This window comes from Pseudomonas sp. CFBP13509 (assembly GCF_005233485.1).
GTDB classification, from domain to species: domain Bacteria; phylum Pseudomonadota; class Gammaproteobacteria; order Pseudomonadales; family Pseudomonadaceae; genus Aquipseudomonas; species Aquipseudomonas marginalis.
Genome location: NZ_QGAA01000002.1, coordinates 43,313 through 60,345, shown reverse-complemented (window position 1 = coordinate 60,345; position 17,033 = coordinate 43,313). Strand labels below are relative to the sequence as shown.

The window sequence follows — 17,033 nt, the reverse complement described above, 5'->3', positions numbered from 1 at the left end:
ATGAACTCAAGTGATTGAAAGGATATCGCCATGCTGGACTGGAAAAACCGTGCGGGCAGTGCCAAAGGCCCTGCCCCTGAGCCCAAGTCGGCCAACCGCAGCTATTTTCGTACCTTGCTGATGAGCCGAGCCGTGCTCAGCGTGCTCGGCCTGTATCTGTTGGTCACCGGCGCCCTGGGCTGGTACTGGAGCGAAGAGCCGGCGCTGTTCCCGGTCCAGCAGAATGCGCAGCTTGCCGCCGAGAAGGAAGGCAAGCAGATGGTGGTGGGCTATACCACCGTCGAAACCCTCAAGACCGTGGTTGGCACGTTGTTGAACAAGCCCGGTGGCTATATTTCCAACGACCGTTTCCCGCCGGGCCTGTGGATGGACAACATGCCCAGCTGGGAATACGGCGTGCTGGTGCAGGTGCGCGACCTGACCCGCGCCTTGCGTAAAGACTTCGCCCGCTCCCAGTCGCAGTCGGCCGAAGACGCCGATCTGGCCAAGGCCGAGCCGCGTTTCAACTTCGACAACAAGAGCTGGGTGCTGCCGTCCAGTGAGTCGGAGTACCAGGAGGGCATCAACTCCCTGAACCGCTATGAAGCACGCCTGTCCGACCCGAATCAGCGTGGCGCCTTGTTCTATGCCCGCGCCGACAACCTGAACAACTGGCTGGGCGATGTGGCCACCCGCCTGGGCTCGCTGTCGCAACGCCTGTCGGCCAGCGTGGGCCGGGTCAAATTGAACACCGCACTGAAAACCGAAGCCCTGGCGCCGGGTGAAGTGCCGCAGGTCGACGAAGAAGTGGTGGAAACCCCTTGGATGCAGATCGATAACGTGTTCTACGAGGCCCGTGGCCAGGCCTGGGCGCTGTCCCACCTGTTGCGTGCCATCGAAGTCGACTTTGCCGACGTGCTGGCCAAGAAAAACGCCACCGTCAGCGTGCGTCAGATCATTCGTGAGCTGGAGGCTTCGCAAGAGCCGGTCTGGAGCCCGATGATCCTCAACGGCAGCGGTTTCGGCGTGTTGGCTAACCATTCGCTGGTCATGGCCAACTACATTTCCCGGGCCAACGCGGCGGTGATCGATTTGCGTCAACTGCTCAACCAGGGTTGATGATGGACGCAGCTCAAAACGAGGCCGCGCACCGTGCGGCCTCTGATGCCGAACTGATCTGCTGGGTCGACGAGCGGGACAACCTGCTCGGCCACCTCGTCAGGTCCGATTTGCGCCAGCGCGGCCTGATCGGCCGTTGCACCTTTATCTTCCTGTTCAATTCCAAGGGTGAGCTGTGCGTGCATCGGCGCACCCTGAGCAAGGCCCTGTACCCGGGGTTCTGGGATACGGCGGCGGGCGGGATGGTCGCGGCGGGAGAGTCCTACGCGTTATCTGCGGCCCGCGAGCTGGAAGAGGAACTGGGTGTTGGCGGGGTGGAACTGACCGAGCATGACCATTTCTACTTTGAGGATGGCGAGAGTCGGCTCTGGTGCAAATCCTACTCGGCGATCTGGGATGGGCCATTGCGCCTGCAGCCTGAAGAAGTCATGGAGGCGCGCTTTTTGCCCGTAGAAACGGTCCTGCAGGAAGCCGAGCACAAGCCTTACTGCCCGGACGCCCAGGAGGGCTTGCGGCGCTATCTGGCCTCGCGTCGCTAAAGCTGCATAAATTGGCGCCATTTGGCTCTTAGCAAGTGGGCTTTTTGCCGTTACACTGCGCGACTTTTCACCCGAACCGCCATTGTTTCACCCTGGGATCACTGTAGGAGCGAGCTTGCTCGCGAAAAACTCAAGAACGCCGCGTGCATTCGGAATGCACGCTTCATCGTTGACGATTTTCGCGAGCAAGCTCGCTCCTACAGGTGGGGATTAGCCTTGGCGGCTCGGTAGCGCTGCCCCTGCCTGAGTGGGGCTTCGCGGTCGGTCGTCCCTTAGCGGAGGCCGATCAGTCTTTGTCCTCCCGAGAGGATTGCCGGTGGCCAAAAAAGCCGCATCCTTCGCCGCCCTCGGCGGCCTGGTATTTTCCACCGACGCAGGTCGACACTGCCCGGACTGTCGTCAGCCCGTGGATTCGTGTACCTGCAAACAGACCCTGATCCCCGAAGGCGACGGTATTGCCCGCGTGCGCCGCGAAAGCAAAGGCCGTGGCGGCAAGACGGTGACCACCATCACCGGCGTGCCGTTGGCCGAAGAGCCGCTCAAGGCACTGGCCACCACGCTGAAAAAGCGCTGTGGCACCGGTGGCGCGTTGAAAGACGGTGTCATCGAGATCCAGGGCGATCACGTCGAACTGCTGTTGGCCGAGCTGATCAGGCTGGGTTACAAGGCCAAGAAGTCCGGCGGCTGAGAGCCTCTTCCCAACCTGTGTCTAAACTCTGTCCTGCGAGTGGGGTCTACCTTGCTTACAGGCAAATCGTCATTTTCATTCTTTAGACTGCGCCAGCCTCGAACGAGAGGTGGCGCCTTCGCCTTCATTTATAGGGGACTTCGATGTCCGTACGACGCACACGCAAAGACGATGGCAGCCAATGGACAGTTGCGGACAGCCGCAGTGTTTACGGGATTCGCCATTGGGGGGCCGGGTATTTCGCGATCAATGATGCCGGTCGCGTTGAAGTCCGTCCGAACGGCCCGAACAGCACACCCGTCGACCTCTACGAGCAAGTGGACGAGCTGCGCAAGAGCGGCCTTTCCCTGCCGCTGCTGGTGCGTTTTCCCGACATCCTGCAAGACCGTGTACGCCAGCTGACCGGCGCTTTCGATGCCAACATCGAGCGCCTGGAGTACCAGAGCAAGTACACCGCACTGTACCCGATCAAGGTGAACCAGCAGGAAGCGGTGATAGAGAACATCATCGCCACCCAGAATGTTTCCATCGGCCTCGAAGCCGGCTCCAAGCCTGAGCTGCTGGCCGTGCTGGCTCTGGCGCCGAAGGGCGGCACCATCGTCTGCAACGGTTACAAGGACCGCGAGTTCATCCGCCTGGCGCTGATGGGCCAGAAGCTCGGCCACAACGTATTTATCGTGATCGAGAAAGAATCCGAGGTTGAACTGGTGATCGAAGAGGCCGCCAGCCTCAAGGTCAAGCCACAGGTGGGCCTGCGCGTGCGCCTGTCTTCCCTGGCGTCGAGCAAGTGGGCGGACACCGGTGGCGAGAAGTCCAAGTTCGGGTTGTCGGCGGCGCAACTGCTGTCGGTGGTCGAGCGCTTCCGCGCGGCGGGCCTGGACCAGGGCATCCGCCTGCTGCACTTCCACATGGGTTCGCAGATCGCCAACTTGGCCGACTACCAGCACGGGTTCAAGGAAGCCATTCGTTACTACGGCGAACTGCGCAACCTCGGCCTGCCGGTGGATCACATCGACGTCGGCGGTGGCCTGGGCGTGGACTACGACGGTACTCACTCGCGTAACGCCAGCTCGATCAACTACGACATGGACGACTACGCCGGTGTGGTCGTGGGCATGCTCAAGGAATTCTGCGACGCGCAGAGCCTGCCGCACCCGAATATCTTCTCTGAAAGCGGCCGCTCCCTGACCGCGCACCACGCCATGCTGGTGGTGCAGGTGACCGACGTCGAGAAACACAACGACGAAATCCCGACCATCGAAAACAAGGAAAGCCTGCCGGAAACCGTGCAGTGGCTGGTAGACCTGCTGGGCCCGACCGACATCGAGATGGTCACCGAAACCTACTGGCGCGCCACCCACTACATGAGCGACGTGGCCACCCAGTACGCCGACGGCAAACTGACCCTGGCCGAAAAAGCCCTGGCCGAACAGTGCTACTTCGCCGTGTGCCGCCGCCTGCACAACTCGCTGAAAGCCCGCCAGCGCTCGCACCGCCAGGTGCTGGACGAACTCAACGACAAGCTGGCCGACAAGTACATCTGCAACTTCTCGGTGTTCCAGAGCCTGCCGGACACCTGGGCCATCGGCCAGGTATTGCCGATCCTGCCGCTGCACCGCCTCGACGAAGAGCCGCTGCGCCGCGCCGTGCTGCAAGACCTGACCTGCGACTCCGACGGCAAGATCAAGCAATACGTCGACGAGCAGAGCATCGAGACCAGCCTGCCGGTGCACGCCTTGAACGAAGGCGAAGACTACCTGCTGGGCATCTTCCTGGTCGGCGCCTACCAGGAAATCCTTGGCGACATGCACAACCTGTTCGGTGACACCGACTCGGTGAACATCTACCAGCGCGAAGACGGTTCGGTGTACAGCGCCGGGATCGAGACCCACGACACCATCGAAGACATGCTGCGCTATGTGCACTTGTCGCCGGAGGAGTTGATGACCCACTACCGTGACAAGTGTGCGAGCGCGAAGATCTCCGCGTCGGAACGTACCCAGTTCCTTGATGCCTTGCGCCTTGGGTTGACGCGGTCGTCGTACTTGTCCTCGTAAGCTGAGCTGACACACATCCAACTGTGGAAGGGGCGGTGCGACGATTCGACGTGCCCCCGATAGCGGTACATCAGCAGCAGGTAAGTTGCCTGACACACTGCCATCGGGGCATGGATATCTACACAACTTCCAGTGAATACGGAATCTATGGCAATTAGGCTTCTGTGGTGAGCGGGCTTGTCGAATCGTCGCACCGCCCGCGCTGGGTTGCGAAGCAGCCCCAAAACCTTCACCTCGATTGATTCTGGCTCTCTGCGGTGACCTTATTGGGGCCGCTTCGCAGCCCCGCGCGGGCGGTGCGACGATTCGACAAGCCCGCTCACCACAGAGTTATGTGTCAGCCTTTAAGAGTTGTGTAGATACCTATGGCCATCGGGGGCAAGCCCACCCCACATTTGGAACACTGCTATTGCTGAGGTTTTGTGGCGGTGATCGCCGATTACCGGCTGTACCCGCAGGTGCGTTACCCCGCGTTTCTCCAGGATGGCGCCCAGGCCGTTGCGTGGGCGGTCAACCACAGCGCTGAATACGGTGCATAGTCTGGGCCGGCATTGGCTGGGTCAGTAAATTTCAACGCAGTGAGGAGCCGAACAGTTTCCCGGGTTGTATTTCAGTGTCAGTTGTCCAATGTTTCCTACGCTGTTGGGTCGCGCTATGGTGATATCCCGACTGTTTATCTGCAGATCAAGCGACTCTCCTGAGGCAAGCGGGTGCGGCTGAGTGCCTTGCATAACGATTAGAGCGAACGCGGTCTTGTTTGAGATTCGCTGTACACCTTCAATGGTGCTCGGGCCTTGGCCACTGGTGCATCCGGTTAGTGTGGCCAGGGCGCAGGCGGCAGCAATCCAGACTGTTTTCCTGATATTCATATCTGACTCTCCATGACTGTATGAAAGGGGGAAGTACCCCTGACCATTCAACGCTTGGAATGTCGGTTTGTAACCTGTCAGAACTAACAGGTGGGGTCAGTTGAACCATTGGTCCTGGCGTTTAAGCCGCCAGGCGATGACGCCCAAGGTCAGGCTGCGCAACGTCATGAACAGCAGGAAAGTGATCCACAGTCCGTGATTGCCCAAGCCTTGCAACGCCCAGGCAAACGGCAGTGTTAGCAATAACGTCAGCAGCATCCCATTGCGCATTTCACGCGCACGGGTGGCACCGATAAACAGGCCGTCCAGCAGGTAACTCCCCACCGCAATCAACGGCAGCAGCGCCAGATACGGCAGGTAGATATCGGCGGTGTCGCGCACGCTGGGGATGTCGGTCTGCATGGCGATAAACAGGTGCCCGGCAACCGTGAATAACAGCGCGAAACCGACGCTTGCGATCAGCGACCACCCACCTGCAACTACCAATGAACGGCGCAGTGAGTGGCGGTCGCGGGCGCCGATGGCGTGGCCGCACAGGGCCTCGACTGCGTGGGCCAGACCGTCCAGTGCATGGGCCGTCAGCAGCAGGCCGTTGAGCAGCAGGGCGTTGGCGGCCACGGTCGCATCCCCCAATCGCGCGCCTTGCACGGTGATCATGAAAAACACCGATTGCAGCGCCAGGCTGCGGATAAAGATATCGCGGTTCACCGCCAGCAATGGGCGCCAGCTTTGCCACCGTTTCAACGCGGCCCAGGCGATATGCCCGGGGTAGGCGCGCAGGGCTTTTTGCGTGAGGGCAAGGCCGAGGAGGGCGCCGGTCCATTCGGCGATCACCGATGCGCGGGCCGAGCCGACCACGCCCCAGTCCAGGCCCAGTACAAACCACAGGTTCAGGGCGATGTTGACCAGGTTGGTGGTCAACAGGATTGCCAATGGCGCCCGGGCGTTTTGCGTGCCGAGGAACCAGCCCACCAGCGCGTAGCTGGCCAGGGCGGCGGGGAGGCCGAACAGACGGGTATGGAAGAACTCGCGGGTCAGTTGATTGAGTTCGGGGGAAGGCTGCATCCATTCCAGGGCCAGATGGCTCAGCGGAATGCCGACGGTCCCCAGCACCATCGCCAACCCCAGCGCCAGCAGCAAGCCTTGCAGCAGGATTTGCCGCAGTGCCGCACCGTCCTTGCGCCCGGCGGCCTGGGCGGCGAAACCGGTGGAACCCATGCGCAGAAAAACCATGGCCCAGGCGAGGAAGGTATACAAGCTGGCACCGACGGCCACGGCGCCCAGTTGGTGGGCGTGGGGCAGGTGGCCGATGACCATGCTGTCGACCAACGCCACCAGCGGCACCGAAATGTTCGACAGGATCATCGGCGCAGCCAAAGCCCATACGCGGCGATGGGTAGGGCGGTCGCGCCAGTCGGTGAGTAAGGTGGACATGCAGGCTCCTTGGGGGAGCGGCATTGTAACCGGCCATTGGCAACGCAACAGGGTCAATGTGGCATGGGGCCCAATGTCCGTGGGATTTGGCTGGGACTTGAGACCGTTGAGAACCAACTCACCCTCCGTCGGTCAATGTGACCAGCGCCACATCGGCTTGGCCGGCGCTGATATATAGTTCACCCCTCGGTTCCCTCTGACTACGAGTGCCCCATGCTTAACAAAGGATTGTTCCTGGCCTGCGCGCTGGCCCTGCTGAGCGCCTGCGATTCTTCCGATAAACCGGCAGCACCGCCTGCGCCCACCGTGGCGACGGCGCCGAAACCGGCCAAGGCGGCGGTGGATGTGGCGGCGCTGAAGCAGCGCTATGCCGGGCGTGAGTTGAGTGTGGTGGACGTGTCCGAGGTGCAGTTGGACGGGGCCAGCACCTTGTCGGTGAGTTTTTCCATTCCGTTGGATCCGGAGCAGAAGTTTGCCGACAAACTCCATCTGGTCGACAGCAAGTCCGGCAAGGTCGATGGCGCCTGGGAGCTGTCCGATAACCTGATGGAACTGCGCCTGCGCCACCTGGAGCCCCAGCGCAAACTGGTGCTGACGGTGGATGCCGGGGTGAAGGCGGTCAACGCCAACACGCTCGCCGCCGAGTACATCGCGCGCCTGGAAACCCGTGACCTGCAAGCCACCGTCGGCTTCGCCAGCCGTGGCACATTGTTGCCGACGCGCCTGGCCGAAGGCCTGCCAGTGATCGCGCTGAACGTCGACAAGATCGACGTTGAATTCTTCCGGATCAAGCCCGAATCCCTGCCGTCGTTCCTGGCACAGTGGGGGCGCAATACCAGCCTGCAAAGTTATGAATCCCGCGAACTGCTGCCGCTGGCCGACCTGGTCTACGGCGGCCGTTTCGACCTGAACCCGGCGCGCAATACCCGTGAAACCCTGCTGCTGCCGATCGCCGGCCTCAAGCAATTGCAGCAACCGGGCGTGTACCTGGCGGTGATGCGCGCTTCGGGCACCTACAACTATTCGCAACCGGCCACGCTGTTTACCTTGAGCGATATCGGCCTGTCGGTGCACCGCTACGCCAATCGCCTGGATGTGTTTACCCAGGCGCTGGAAGGTGGCAAGGCGTTGGATGGCGTCGACCTTGAAGTGCTCGATGCCGACGGCCGTGTGCTGGGCCAGGGCAAGACCGAGAAGGGCGGCCACGCTGAGTTGCCGTTGCCGAAAAAGGCCCAGGTGCTGCTGGCCAAACAGGGTGAGCAGACCAGTCTGCTGCGCCTGGACAGTGCCGCGCTGGATCTGGCCGAGTTCGATATCGGCGGCCAACCTTCCCATCCGTTGCAATTCTTTGTGTTCGGCCCGCGCGACCTGTATCGCCCCGGCGAAACCGTGCTGCTCAACGCCCTGCTGCGGGACAAGGACGGCAACGCGGTCAAGCCGCAACCGGTGAGCGTCGAAGTGCGTCGCCCGGACGAACAGGTGAGCCGCAAGTTTGTCTGGGATGCCGATGCCTCGGGCCTCTACCAATATCAACTGCAACTGGCCGGCGAAGCACCGACCGGCCGCTGGCAGTTGGTGTTCGACCTGGGCGATGGCAAGCCGCAGCTGTATGAGTTCCTCGTCGAAGACTTCCTGCCCGAGCGCCTGGCGCTGGAACTCAAGGGCAGCGACACGGCATTGAGCCCGGCGGATAACCCGGTGATCAAGGTCAACGGTCGCTACCTCTACGGTGCGCCGGCGTCGGGCAACCGCGTCAGCGGGCAAGTCTATGTGCGCCCCCTGCGCGAAGCGGTCAAGTCGCTGCCGGGCTATCAATTCGGCTCCGTCACCGAAGAAGAACTGAGCCAGGACTTCGAGCTCGACGAAAGCGTGCTCGACGCCAAGGGCCAGGAAGAACTGACCCTGGAAAGCAAATGGGCGGAGGCCAAATCTCCCCTGCAACTGATCGTGCAAGCCAGCCTGCACGAGTCGGGCGGACGGCCGATCACCCGGCGCCTGGTACAGCCGATCTGGCCGGCCGAGCAACTGCCGGGCCTGCGTGGCCTGTTTGACGGCAAGGAAACCAATGGCGACGGCCCGGCGGAATTCGAAGTGCTGCTGGCCAACCAGGACGGGCAGAAACTCGCCGCGCAAAACCTCAAGGTCCGCCTGGTACGCGAGCGCCGTGACTACTACTGGAACTACTCCGACAGCGATGGCTGGAGCTATCACTACAACGAGAAATTCCTAAACCTCGATGAACAGACCCTGAGCATCAAGGCCGGCGATACTGCCAAGGTCAGCTTCCAGGTGGAGTGGGGCCCGTACCGCGTCGAGGTCGAAGACCCGCAGACCGGCCTGGTCAGCAGCCTGCGCTTCTGGGCCGGCTACCAGGCCCAGGACAACACCGAAGGCGGCGCCGTGCGGCCCGATCAGGTCAAGCTGGCGCTGGATAAACCCGCCTATGGCGACGGCGACACCGCCAACGTCACGGTCACGCCGCCGGCTGCCGGTAAAGGCTACCTGCTGGTGGAATCCGCCGAAGGGCCGCTGTGGTGGCAGGAAATCGACGTGCCGGCCGAAGGTAAAAGCTTTGCCGTGAAGCTTGATCCGAAATGGTCGCGCCATGACCTGTACGTCAGCGCCCTGGTGGTTCGTCCCGGCGAGCGCAAAGCCAATATCACCCCCAAGCGCGCGGTAGGCCTGCTGCATCTGCCGCTGGATCGCACCCAGCGCAAGCTTGGCGTGACCCTGGCCGCGCCGGAAAAAATGCGCCCCAAACAACCGCTGACGGTGAAGATCGCCGCCAAAAACGCCGATGGCAGCGTGCCGAAACAGGTGCACGTGCTGGTGGCGGCGGTGGACGTGGGCATCCTCAATATCACCGAATACCCGACGCCGGACCCGTACTCCAGCCTGTTCGGCCGCAAGGCCTATGGCGTGGACCAGTTCGATATCTACGGCCAGTTGATCGAAGCCGGGCAGGGCCGCCTGGCCAGCCTGGCCTTTGGGGGCGACGCCGCGCTGGCCAAGGGCGGCAAGCGTCCGGACACCAGTGTGACCATCGTCGCCCTGCAAAGCGCACCGGTGACCTTGAATGAGCAGGGCGAGGGTGAAGTCAGCGTCAACATCCCCGACTTCAACGGCGAATTGCGCCTGATGGCCCAGGCCTGGAGCGATGACCGCTACGGCATGGCCGAAGGCAAGACCTTGATCGCCGCGCCGCTGGTGGCCGAGCTGTCGGCACCGCGCTTCCTCGCCGGCGGTGACCAGACGACGTTGGCCCTGGACCTGTCCAACCTGTCGGGCAAGGCGCAGAAACTCGATCTGCAACTGAGTGCCGAAGGGCAATTGGAGCTGGTCAACAGCGGCGCGCAAAGCGTCGAGCTCAAGCAAGGCCAGCGCACCACCCTGCGTATCCCGGTGAAAGCCTGGGGTGGCTTGGGTCAAGGCAAGGTGAAGGTCACGGTCAATGGCCTGGACCTGCCCGGTGAGAACCTGCCGCCGTTCAGCCGCGAATGGACCCTGGGCGTGCGCCCGGCCTACCCGGCGTTGCTCAAGCATTACCGCGCGGTGCTCAAGGGCGAGCCGTGGAGCTTGCCCGCCGGCGCATTGGATCAATTCGATGCCTCTGGGCGTGAGGCGCTGCTGAGCCTGTCGAGCCGGCCGCCGCTGAACCTGGGTGCGCAGATCTCGGCGCTCAAGGCCTACCCGTATGGGTGCCTGGAGCAGACCGCCAGTGGTCTGTACCCGTCGCTGTACGCCGACGACGCGCTGCTCAAGCGTTTGAGCATCAAGGGCGAGCCGGATGCCGAGCGCAAACGCAAGATCGAGCTGGGCATCGAACGCCTGCTGGGCATGCAGCGCTACAACGGCAGCTTCGGTTTGTGGGGCGCCGATGGCGAAGAGGAATATTGGCTGACGGCTTATGTCACCGACTTCCTGTTGCGTGCCCGTGACCAGGGCTTCGCTGTACCACCCGAAGCGCTGAAAAAAGCCAGCGAGCGCCTGCTGCGCTATGTGCAGGAGCGCAACCTGATCGAAGTCGACTACAGCGACAACGCTGACCACACGCGCTTTGCCGTGCAGGCCTACGCCGGCATGGTACTGGCGCGCAGTCAGCAGGCGCCGTTGGGGGCGCTGCGCAGTATTTTCGAGCGACGCAGCGACGCGCGTTCCGGGTTGCCGTTGGTGCAGTTGTCCATCGCATTACAGAAGATGGGTGACCAGCCCCGTGCGGATCAAGCCTTGCTGGCCGGCCTGGCGGCGCAACGCAGCGCCAAGGAATGGCTGGCCGACTACGGCAGCCCGCTGCGCGATCAGGCGATGATCCTGGCATTGCTGGAAGAAAACGACTTGGCCAAGGGCAAGCGTGAGGAGCGCTTGTTTAGCCTGTCCGATCAGTTGGCGGCCAGCCCGTACCTGTCGACCCAGGAGCGCAATTCGCTGTTCCTGGCCGGGCGCCTGGGGTTCGCCCAGCCCGAGTCGGCCTGGAAGGTCCTGCTCAATGGCAGCGGTGGGGAACATGAGCTGAACAATCAACAGTCGACGCTGGACCTGGAAGGCAAGCTGCTTTCTGGCGATCTGAACCTGACCAATCAGGGCGATGTGCCGGTCTACCAGCAATTGACGATCTCGGGTTATCCCCAGGTGCCACCGGCACCGGGTGGCGACAACCTGAGCATCCGCCGGGAATACCTGGGCATGAATGGCCAACCGCTGAACCTGCGCAACCTCAATAGCGGCGACCTGGTGCTGGTGCACCTGGCCGTGAGCGCCAGGCAGCGCGTGCCGGATGCCTTGGTGGTCGATCTGTTGCCTGCGGGCTTGGAGCTGGAAAACCAGAACCTGGCACAAAGTGCCGCCAGCCTGGAAAACGCCAGCAGCCAGGTGAAGGAGTGGCGTGAGTCGATGCAGAACGCGGCGCTCAAGCATCAGGAGTTTCGTGATGACCGTTACGTGGCGGCCATCAACCTTGACGGCGATGGCACCACGCACTTGCTGTACCTGGCCCGTGCCGTGACACCGGGCACTTACCGCGTGCCACCGCCGCAGGTGGAGTCGATGTATCGGCCGAACTGGCAGGCGGTGGGGGAGACGCCGGCGGATCTGGTGATCAAGGGACGCTGAAATTTGACGGTTGATCACTGTAGGAGCGGGCTTGCCCGCGAAGAACGCAAGGGCACCGCGTTTATTCCGGATGTCAGCGTTATCGTTGACGTCCTTCGCGAGCAAGCTCGCTCCTACAGTGGCTGGGTGTTTTTGGGTTCAGTGGACGACCCAGCTGAGCAGCCACAGGCCAAGTATCAGCCAGATCACCCCGAAGATGATCGAAGCGCGCATGAAGGCGCGTACGGCTGAGTACAGAAACAGCAGGCCGACGATCAGGGTGAGGATGCTGATGATCGAGGTGTCCATGCCCAATGTGCGTGACAGGCCTTCGACAAAGTTGCCGCCGGCGTGGGTCAAGGCTCCGAACAATCCGCTGAGCCCGTCGACGATAAAGCGGATGACGGAACCGAGCGCCTGGCCCAACCATTCGAAAAAGCTTTCTACCTGCATATGTGTGTCCTGATAAGAAGGTGGGCGTATCTGTGCCTTTGGTTGTTATTGCAACAGGCTAGTTCCCTACAAGCATAGAGGTTTGCCCGCTTGAATTTGCGTTTACTTGTCCGCTGGACCCTGGCGAGCCTGGTCTTGATGATTGCCCTGCTGTGGCTGGCCGATCGTATCTGGCCGTTGCCGTTGCCCAGGGACGACCTGGCGCGGGTAGTGCTGGCCGAGGATGGCACGCCGTTGTGGCGGTTTGCCGATGCCAACGGTGTGTGGCGTTACCCGGTGCAAACCAGCGAAGTGTCGCCGTATTACCTCGATGCACTGCTCACCTACGAAGACCGCTGGTTCTATCAGCATCCCGGTGTTAACCCGTTGGCGCTGGTGCGGGCGACGTGGCAGAACCTGACGGGCGCGCGGGTGGTGTCGGGTGGCAGTACGTTGTCGATGCAGGTGGCGCGCCTGCTGGATCCTCACTCGCGGACCTTCCACGGCAAGTTGCGCCAACTGTGGCGCACGGCGCAGTTGGAGTGGCACCTGTCCAAGGAACAGATTCTCAACCTGTACCTGAACCGCGCACCGTTCGGCGGCACGTTGCAGGGCGTGGCGGCCGCCAGCTGGGCGTACCTGGGCAAGTCCCCGGCGCAACTGACCCACGCCGAAGCCGCTTTGCTCGCGGTATTGCCCCAGGCGCCGAGCCGCCTGCGCCCGGATCGCCACCCGCAGCGCGCCCAGGAGGCCCGCGACAAAGTACTGCGCCGCCTCGCCGAGTTCCAGGTGTGGCCACAAGCGGCCGTCGACGAAGCGCTGGAGGAGCCGTTGCTGCTCGCCCCGCGCCTGGAGCCGAGCCTGGCGCCGCTGCTTGCCCGCCGCCTTAACCGTCCGGACAGCCCGCCGCTGATTCGCACCACGCTGGATGCCACCCTGCAACGCCGTCTTGAAGACCTGTTGTTGGGCTGGCGTGCGCGGTTGCCGGAATACACCTCGGCCGCGATCCTGGTGGTGGAAGAAGAAAACATGGCCGTGCGCGCTTACCTGGGGTCAGTGGACATCAACGACGCCAAGCGCTTTGGCCATGTGGACATGATCAGCGCGCTACGTTCGCCGGGCTCTACCTTGAAGCCGTTCCTGTATGGCATGGCCCTGGACGAGGGCCTGATTCACTCCGAATCGCTGTTGCAGGACGTGCCCCGGCGTTATGGCGATTATCGGCCGGGCAACTTTTCCATGGGCTTTACCGGCGCAGTGCCGGCGAGCACGGCGCTGTCCAGTTCGCTGAACCTGCCGGCGGTGCAGTTGCTGGAAGCCTACGGGCCCAAGCGGTTTGCCGCGCAGATGCGCATGGGCGGCGTGCCATTGGCCCTGCCGGCGTTGGCCGAGCCCAACCTGGCGCTGATCCTCGGCGGCGCGGGCAGCCGCCTGGAGGATCTGGTCAGCGGCTACAGCGCCTTTGCCCGCGACGGCAGGAGCGCCACCCTTCGATTACAGCCGGACGATACGCTGAGAGAGCGGCCCTTGCTGTCGCCAGGGTCCGCCTGGATTATTCGGCGCATCCTCAGTGGCCAGGCGCGGCCTGATCGCGACCCGCGTGCCGAGCTGGTGCAGCGCCCGGTCCTGGCCTGGAAAACCGGGACCAGCTACGGTTTTCGCGATGCCTGGGCGATTGGCGTGGGGCCGCGCTATTTGATCGGTGTGTGGATCGGTCGCCCGGACGGCACGCCGGTGCCGGGGCAGTTCGGTTTGGCCTCGGCGGCGCCGCTGATGTTGCAGGTGCATGACGTGCTGACCAATCGCGACAGCCAGCGCGGCATCAGCGCGCAGGTGGTGGCGGTGCCGACCAATGTCGGCGTGGCGGCGATCTGTTGGCCGCTGGGCCAGCCCATGAACCGCAGCGACCCGAATTGCCGCCGCCAGCGCTTTGCCTGGACCCTGGACAACACCACGCCGCCGACCTTGCAGGCGCTGGATCAGCCATTGAGCGTCGGCTTGATGGAAAGCGTCTGGGTCAACGCCAAGGGCTTGAGGGTGGATGCCCATTGCCCTGGCGCTGTGTCTAAAAATATCGCCTTGTGGCCCGCACCGCTGGAGCCATGGTTGCCCAGGATCGAGCGCCGTGACGCGCGGATTCCCGCCGCCGACCCCGACTGCCCGCCACCGGCGCTGGCGGCGTCTTCGCCGCTGTCGATTGTCGGCGTGCGCGAAGGCGACCAACTGCGCCTGCCCGCCGCCAGTCAGCAAACCCTGCGCCTCAAGCTTTCCGCCCTGGGCGGCAGCGGCCGGCGCTGGTGGTTCCTCAACGGCGCCCCCCTGGGCGACAGCGCCAACCAGGACAGCATCAATGCCAGTTTCGAGCGCTTGGGCCGCTACCAACTCAGCGTCCTCGACGAAGCCGGCCAGACCGCCCGGCTCGAATTCAGCGTGGTGGATTAGGGCCTCATCGGGGGCAAGTCGAATCGTCGCACCGCCGCTATTCACTTGCCTTCACTCTCCATCCCCCTGAAGCTATACCCATTCAGGAGCCCCCCATGAACCTCGAACACCTCACCGAACGTCTGCACCGCATCCGCGATACCAACGACTGGAAGCCATTCCACAGCCCGAAGAACCTGGCCATGGCCGCCAGCGTGGAAATGGCCGAACTGGTGGAAATCTTCCAGTGGCTCACCGAAGACCAGTCCCGCCAGTTACCCGCCGACAAACTTGCCCACGCCGGCCAGGAAGTGGGCGATATCGTGCTGTACCTGCTGTTGCTGTGCAGCGAGCTGGGCCTGGACATGAACGAGGTGGTGCGCGCCAAACTGGCCGACAGCGAGCGGCGGTTTGCCCATGAGTGACCGGCATTTCGACCAATTGGCCACGCGCTTCGCCGAGAAAATCTACGGTGGCGCAAAAGGCGCGATTCGCCTGGCTGTGCTCCAGGCCGACCTGGCTGAGGCCCTGCCGGAGCGTCCGTTGCGCGTGCTGGATATCGGCGCGGGCCTGGGGCATATGTCGCTGTGGCTGGCCGAGCGCGGCCATCAGGTGACTCTGGCGGAACCCGCCGAGCCGATGCTCGAAGGCGCGCGCCAGCGCTTCGCCGAAGCCGGACAGAGCGCCACCTTCATTCATGCGCCCTGGCAAGATCTGCTCGGCCAGCTCACCGAGCCCTACGACCTGGTGCTGTGCCATGCCGTGCTGGAATGGCTGGCCGAACCCCACGGTATCCTGCCGGTGCTGCACCAGCTGACGCTGCCCGGCGGCTGGTTGTCGCTGGCTTTCTACAACCGCGATGCACTGATTTATCGCAACCTGCTCAAAGCCCATTTCCGCAAGATGCGCAAGAACGACATGGCCGGCGAAAAGCAGAGCCTGACCCCACAACAGCCCCTCGACCCGCGGGAATTGGCGGCGCAACTCGAAGGGCTTTGGCAGGTCGAAAGCCAAAGTGGCGTGCGGGTATTCCACGACTATATGCCGGTGGAATTCCAGGCCCGCGCCGACTTGAAGGACCTTGTAGAGATGGAGCTCGCTCACCGTCGTCACCCAAGCTTTGCCGGACTTGGGCGTTATTTGCACTGGATCTGCCGTCCGGTATAAGCGGCCCAGTCTGCGGAGGTCGAAATGCGTCGTCTCTGTTTGATCCTGTTATCCCTCGGGCTGGGCGCCTGCTCCAGCCCTAACCCTTATGTGGCGGCTTCTGCGCCCATGCCACCGGCGCCCGCGCAGGCGGCCACGACCTTCGACGCCAGCGCCTACCCGGCACCGGTGCGCGACTATGGCGCCTACCGCAATTGGGCCTGGCGCAACGGCCAGCTCCCGGCCGGCACGGCCTGGGCGGACTCGGCGCAGGTCGCCGAAGCGGTCAGCGGTGCCCTCGACCAGCGCGGCCTGCGGCCCTTGCACGACAACCGCCCGGCGGACCTGCTGGTGAGCGCCGATGTGCGCCTGGAGAAGCGTCTCAAGCAGGTCCAGGACGATTACGGCTACGGATACGGCGGCTATAACCGCTACGGCCCGGGCTACGGCATGTACAACTCGGTGCCGATCGTGCGCACCTATGAAGTTCAAGTGGTGGTGGTGCGGGTTAATCTGTTCGACGCCCGCAGCGGCCAGCCGGTGTGGAGTGCCAGCGCGGAAACCGGCAGCCAGGGCAGCCTCAGCGAGCGTGCGGATGCGTTGCGCCAGGCCGTGCAGAAGGCGATGACCGCCTATCCTCCGAGTTAACAGCTATTCTCATCTAAAGCCCGGTCCCTTGTTGGAGATCAACCATGTTTCGTCGTATCGCTACGCTAGCTTTTGTTGTGCTGCTGGGCGGTTGCCAGACCAGCCAGGTCAACCACGATTTTGATGCCAGCCGCGACTTCGGCGCCTACCGCAACTGGGCCTGGAAAGACCCGGCGCTGCAATACCGCCCCGATGATCCGCGGATCAAGAGCGACCTCACCGAACAACGCATCCGCCAGGCCGTGGGTGAACAGCTTGACCAGCGCGGCCTGCGCCCGGCAGCCGCAGGCACCCGGGCTGACCTGAACGTGCAGGCCTACCTGATCGTCGAAGACCGCCAGCAACAAGTCACCACCAACTATGGCGGCGCCTGGGGTGGCCCGTGGAACGGCTATTGGGGCGCGCCGATGTACAACGAAACACGCAACATCACCTACAAGGTGGCGACCATCCAGATCGACCTGCTCGACGGCAAGGACGGCAAGCTGGTGTGGCGCGGCAGTGATGAACAGATGATGAGCAGCACGCCCAACCCCCAGGATCGTAATAACGCGATTCGCACGACGGTGACCCGCATCCTCTCCAGCTACCCACCGCACTGACCGTTTGTAAC

12 protein-coding genes and 1 pseudogene are annotated in these 17,033 nt (G+C 63.0%); 11 read left to right on the top strand and 2 right to left on the bottom strand.

Annotated features, from left to right (window positions below; translation table 11 throughout):
* Positions 1-120: 120 nt before the first annotated feature.
* The 5 genes and pseudogenes from PspCFBP13509_RS03700 to PspCFBP13509_RS03680 form a co-directional block, all read left to right on the top strand.
* Positions 121-1,098, top strand: a complete 978-nt coding sequence (locus PspCFBP13509_RS03700; RefSeq protein WP_370671257.1) for a DUF2333 family protein — start codon at positions 121-123, stop codon at positions 1,096-1,098.
* A 2-nt stretch (positions 1,099-1,100) separates the two neighbouring features.
* Entirely contained in the window at positions 1,101-1,637 is a 537-nt protein-coding gene (locus PspCFBP13509_RS03695; protein WP_065925557.1) for an NUDIX hydrolase, read from the top strand.
* A gap of 316 nt (positions 1,638-1,953) precedes the next feature.
* Positions 1,954-2,325 carry a translation initiation factor Sui1 gene (locus PspCFBP13509_RS03690; RefSeq protein WP_027607992.1) on the top strand — a complete coding sequence of 124 codons (372 nt, stop codon included), beginning with the start codon at positions 1,954-1,956 and terminating at the stop codon, positions 2,323-2,325.
* Between the two features lie 143 nt (positions 2,326-2,468).
* Entirely contained in the window at positions 2,469-4,382 is a 1,914-nt protein-coding gene (gene speA / locus PspCFBP13509_RS03685; RefSeq protein WP_065925556.1) for an arginine decarboxylase, read from the top strand.
* 416 nt (positions 4,383-4,798) lie between these two features.
* Positions 4,799-4,915, top strand: a pseudogene (locus PspCFBP13509_RS03680) (alpha/beta hydrolase); the annotation flags it as partial.
* A gap of 432 nt (positions 4,916-5,347) precedes the next feature.
* On the opposite strand, the gene PspCFBP13509_RS03675 reads toward PspCFBP13509_RS03680, so the two are convergent.
* Positions 5,348-6,685, bottom strand: a complete 1,338-nt coding sequence (locus PspCFBP13509_RS03675) for an MATE family efflux transporter (RefSeq protein WP_137211578.1) — start codon at positions 6,683-6,685, stop codon at positions 5,348-5,350.
* 213 nt (positions 6,686-6,898) lie between these two features.
* Between PspCFBP13509_RS03675 and PspCFBP13509_RS03670 the strand changes: the two genes are divergently transcribed.
* A complete protein-coding gene (locus tag PspCFBP13509_RS03670; RefSeq protein ID WP_137211577.1) occupies positions 6,899-11,794 on the top strand; it encodes an alpha-2-macroglobulin in 4,896 nt (1,631 codons plus the stop codon).
* A 138-nt stretch (positions 11,795-11,932) separates the two neighbouring features.
* Here the strand turns inward: PspCFBP13509_RS03670 and PspCFBP13509_RS03665 are convergent, their stop codons facing one another.
* Entirely contained in the window at positions 11,933-12,226 is a 294-nt protein-coding gene (locus PspCFBP13509_RS03665; protein ID WP_027607987.1) for a hypothetical protein, read from the bottom strand.
* A 90-nt stretch (positions 12,227-12,316) separates the two neighbouring features.
* On the opposite strand from PspCFBP13509_RS03665, the gene pbpC reads away from it, so the two are divergent.
* The 5 genes from pbpC (at position 12,317) to PspCFBP13509_RS03640 (ending at position 17,022) form a co-directional block, all read left to right on the top strand.
* Positions 12,317-14,647, top strand: a complete 2,331-nt coding sequence (gene pbpC, locus PspCFBP13509_RS03660) for a peptidoglycan glycosyltransferase PbpC (protein WP_137211576.1) — start codon at positions 12,317-12,319, stop codon at positions 14,645-14,647.
* A gap of 95 nt (positions 14,648-14,742) precedes the next feature.
* The gene (locus PspCFBP13509_RS03655) at positions 14,743-15,051 is read left to right on the top strand and encodes a MazG-like family protein (protein WP_058423592.1); all 309 of its coding nucleotides are present in this window, start codon (positions 14,743-14,745) and stop codon (positions 15,049-15,051) included.
* Positions 15,044-15,793: a methyltransferase domain-containing protein gene (locus PspCFBP13509_RS03650; protein ID WP_137211575.1), complete on the top strand. Its 750-nt coding sequence runs from the start codon at positions 15,044-15,046 to the stop codon at positions 15,791-15,793. The genes PspCFBP13509_RS03655 and PspCFBP13509_RS03650 overlap by 8 nt, the downstream gene beginning before the upstream one ends.
* 24 nt (positions 15,794-15,817) lie before the next feature.
* Positions 15,818-16,420 (top strand): DUF4136 domain-containing protein, encoded by a 603-nt coding sequence (locus tag PspCFBP13509_RS03645; RefSeq protein ID WP_027607983.1) that lies wholly within the window; start codon positions 15,818-15,820, stop codon positions 16,418-16,420.
* A gap of 44 nt (positions 16,421-16,464) precedes the next feature.
* Positions 16,465-17,022: a DUF4136 domain-containing protein gene (locus PspCFBP13509_RS03640; protein WP_065925550.1), complete on the top strand. Its 558-nt coding sequence runs from the start codon at positions 16,465-16,467 to the stop codon at positions 17,020-17,022.
* Positions 17,023-17,033 lie beyond the last annotated feature (11 nt).

Bases quoted from the DNA above. Each gene is read 5' to 3' on its own strand.
- PspCFBP13509_RS03665 (WP_027607987.1), bottom strand. From the start codon at position 12,226: ATGCAGGTAGAAAGCTTTTTCGAATGGTTGGGCCAGGCGCTCGGTTCC.
- PspCFBP13509_RS03640 (WP_065925550.1), top strand. From the start codon at position 16,465: ATGTTTCGTCGTATCGCTACGCTAGCTTTTGTTGTGCTGCTGGGCGGT.
- PspCFBP13509_RS03700 (WP_370671257.1), top strand. From the start codon at position 121: ATGAGCCGAGCCGTGCTCAGCGTGCTCGGCCTGTATCTGTTGGTCACC.
- PspCFBP13509_RS03670 (WP_137211577.1), top strand. From the start codon at position 6,899: ATGCTTAACAAAGGATTGTTCCTGGCCTGCGCGCTGGCCCTGCTGAGC.
- PspCFBP13509_RS03655 (WP_058423592.1), top strand. From the start codon at position 14,743: ATGAACCTCGAACACCTCACCGAACGTCTGCACCGCATCCGCGATACC.
- speA (WP_065925556.1), top strand. From the start codon at position 2,469: ATGTCCGTACGACGCACACGCAAAGACGATGGCAGCCAATGGACAGTT.
- PspCFBP13509_RS03645 (WP_027607983.1), top strand. From the start codon at position 15,818: ATGCGTCGTCTCTGTTTGATCCTGTTATCCCTCGGGCTGGGCGCCTGC.
- PspCFBP13509_RS03695 (WP_065925557.1), top strand. From the start codon at position 1,101: ATGGACGCAGCTCAAAACGAGGCCGCGCACCGTGCGGCCTCTGATGCC.
- PspCFBP13509_RS03650 (WP_137211575.1), top strand. From the start codon at position 15,044: ATGAGTGACCGGCATTTCGACCAATTGGCCACGCGCTTCGCCGAGAAA.
- PspCFBP13509_RS03675 (WP_137211578.1), bottom strand. From the start codon at position 6,685: ATGTCCACCTTACTCACCGACTGGCGCGACCGCCCTACCCATCGCCGC.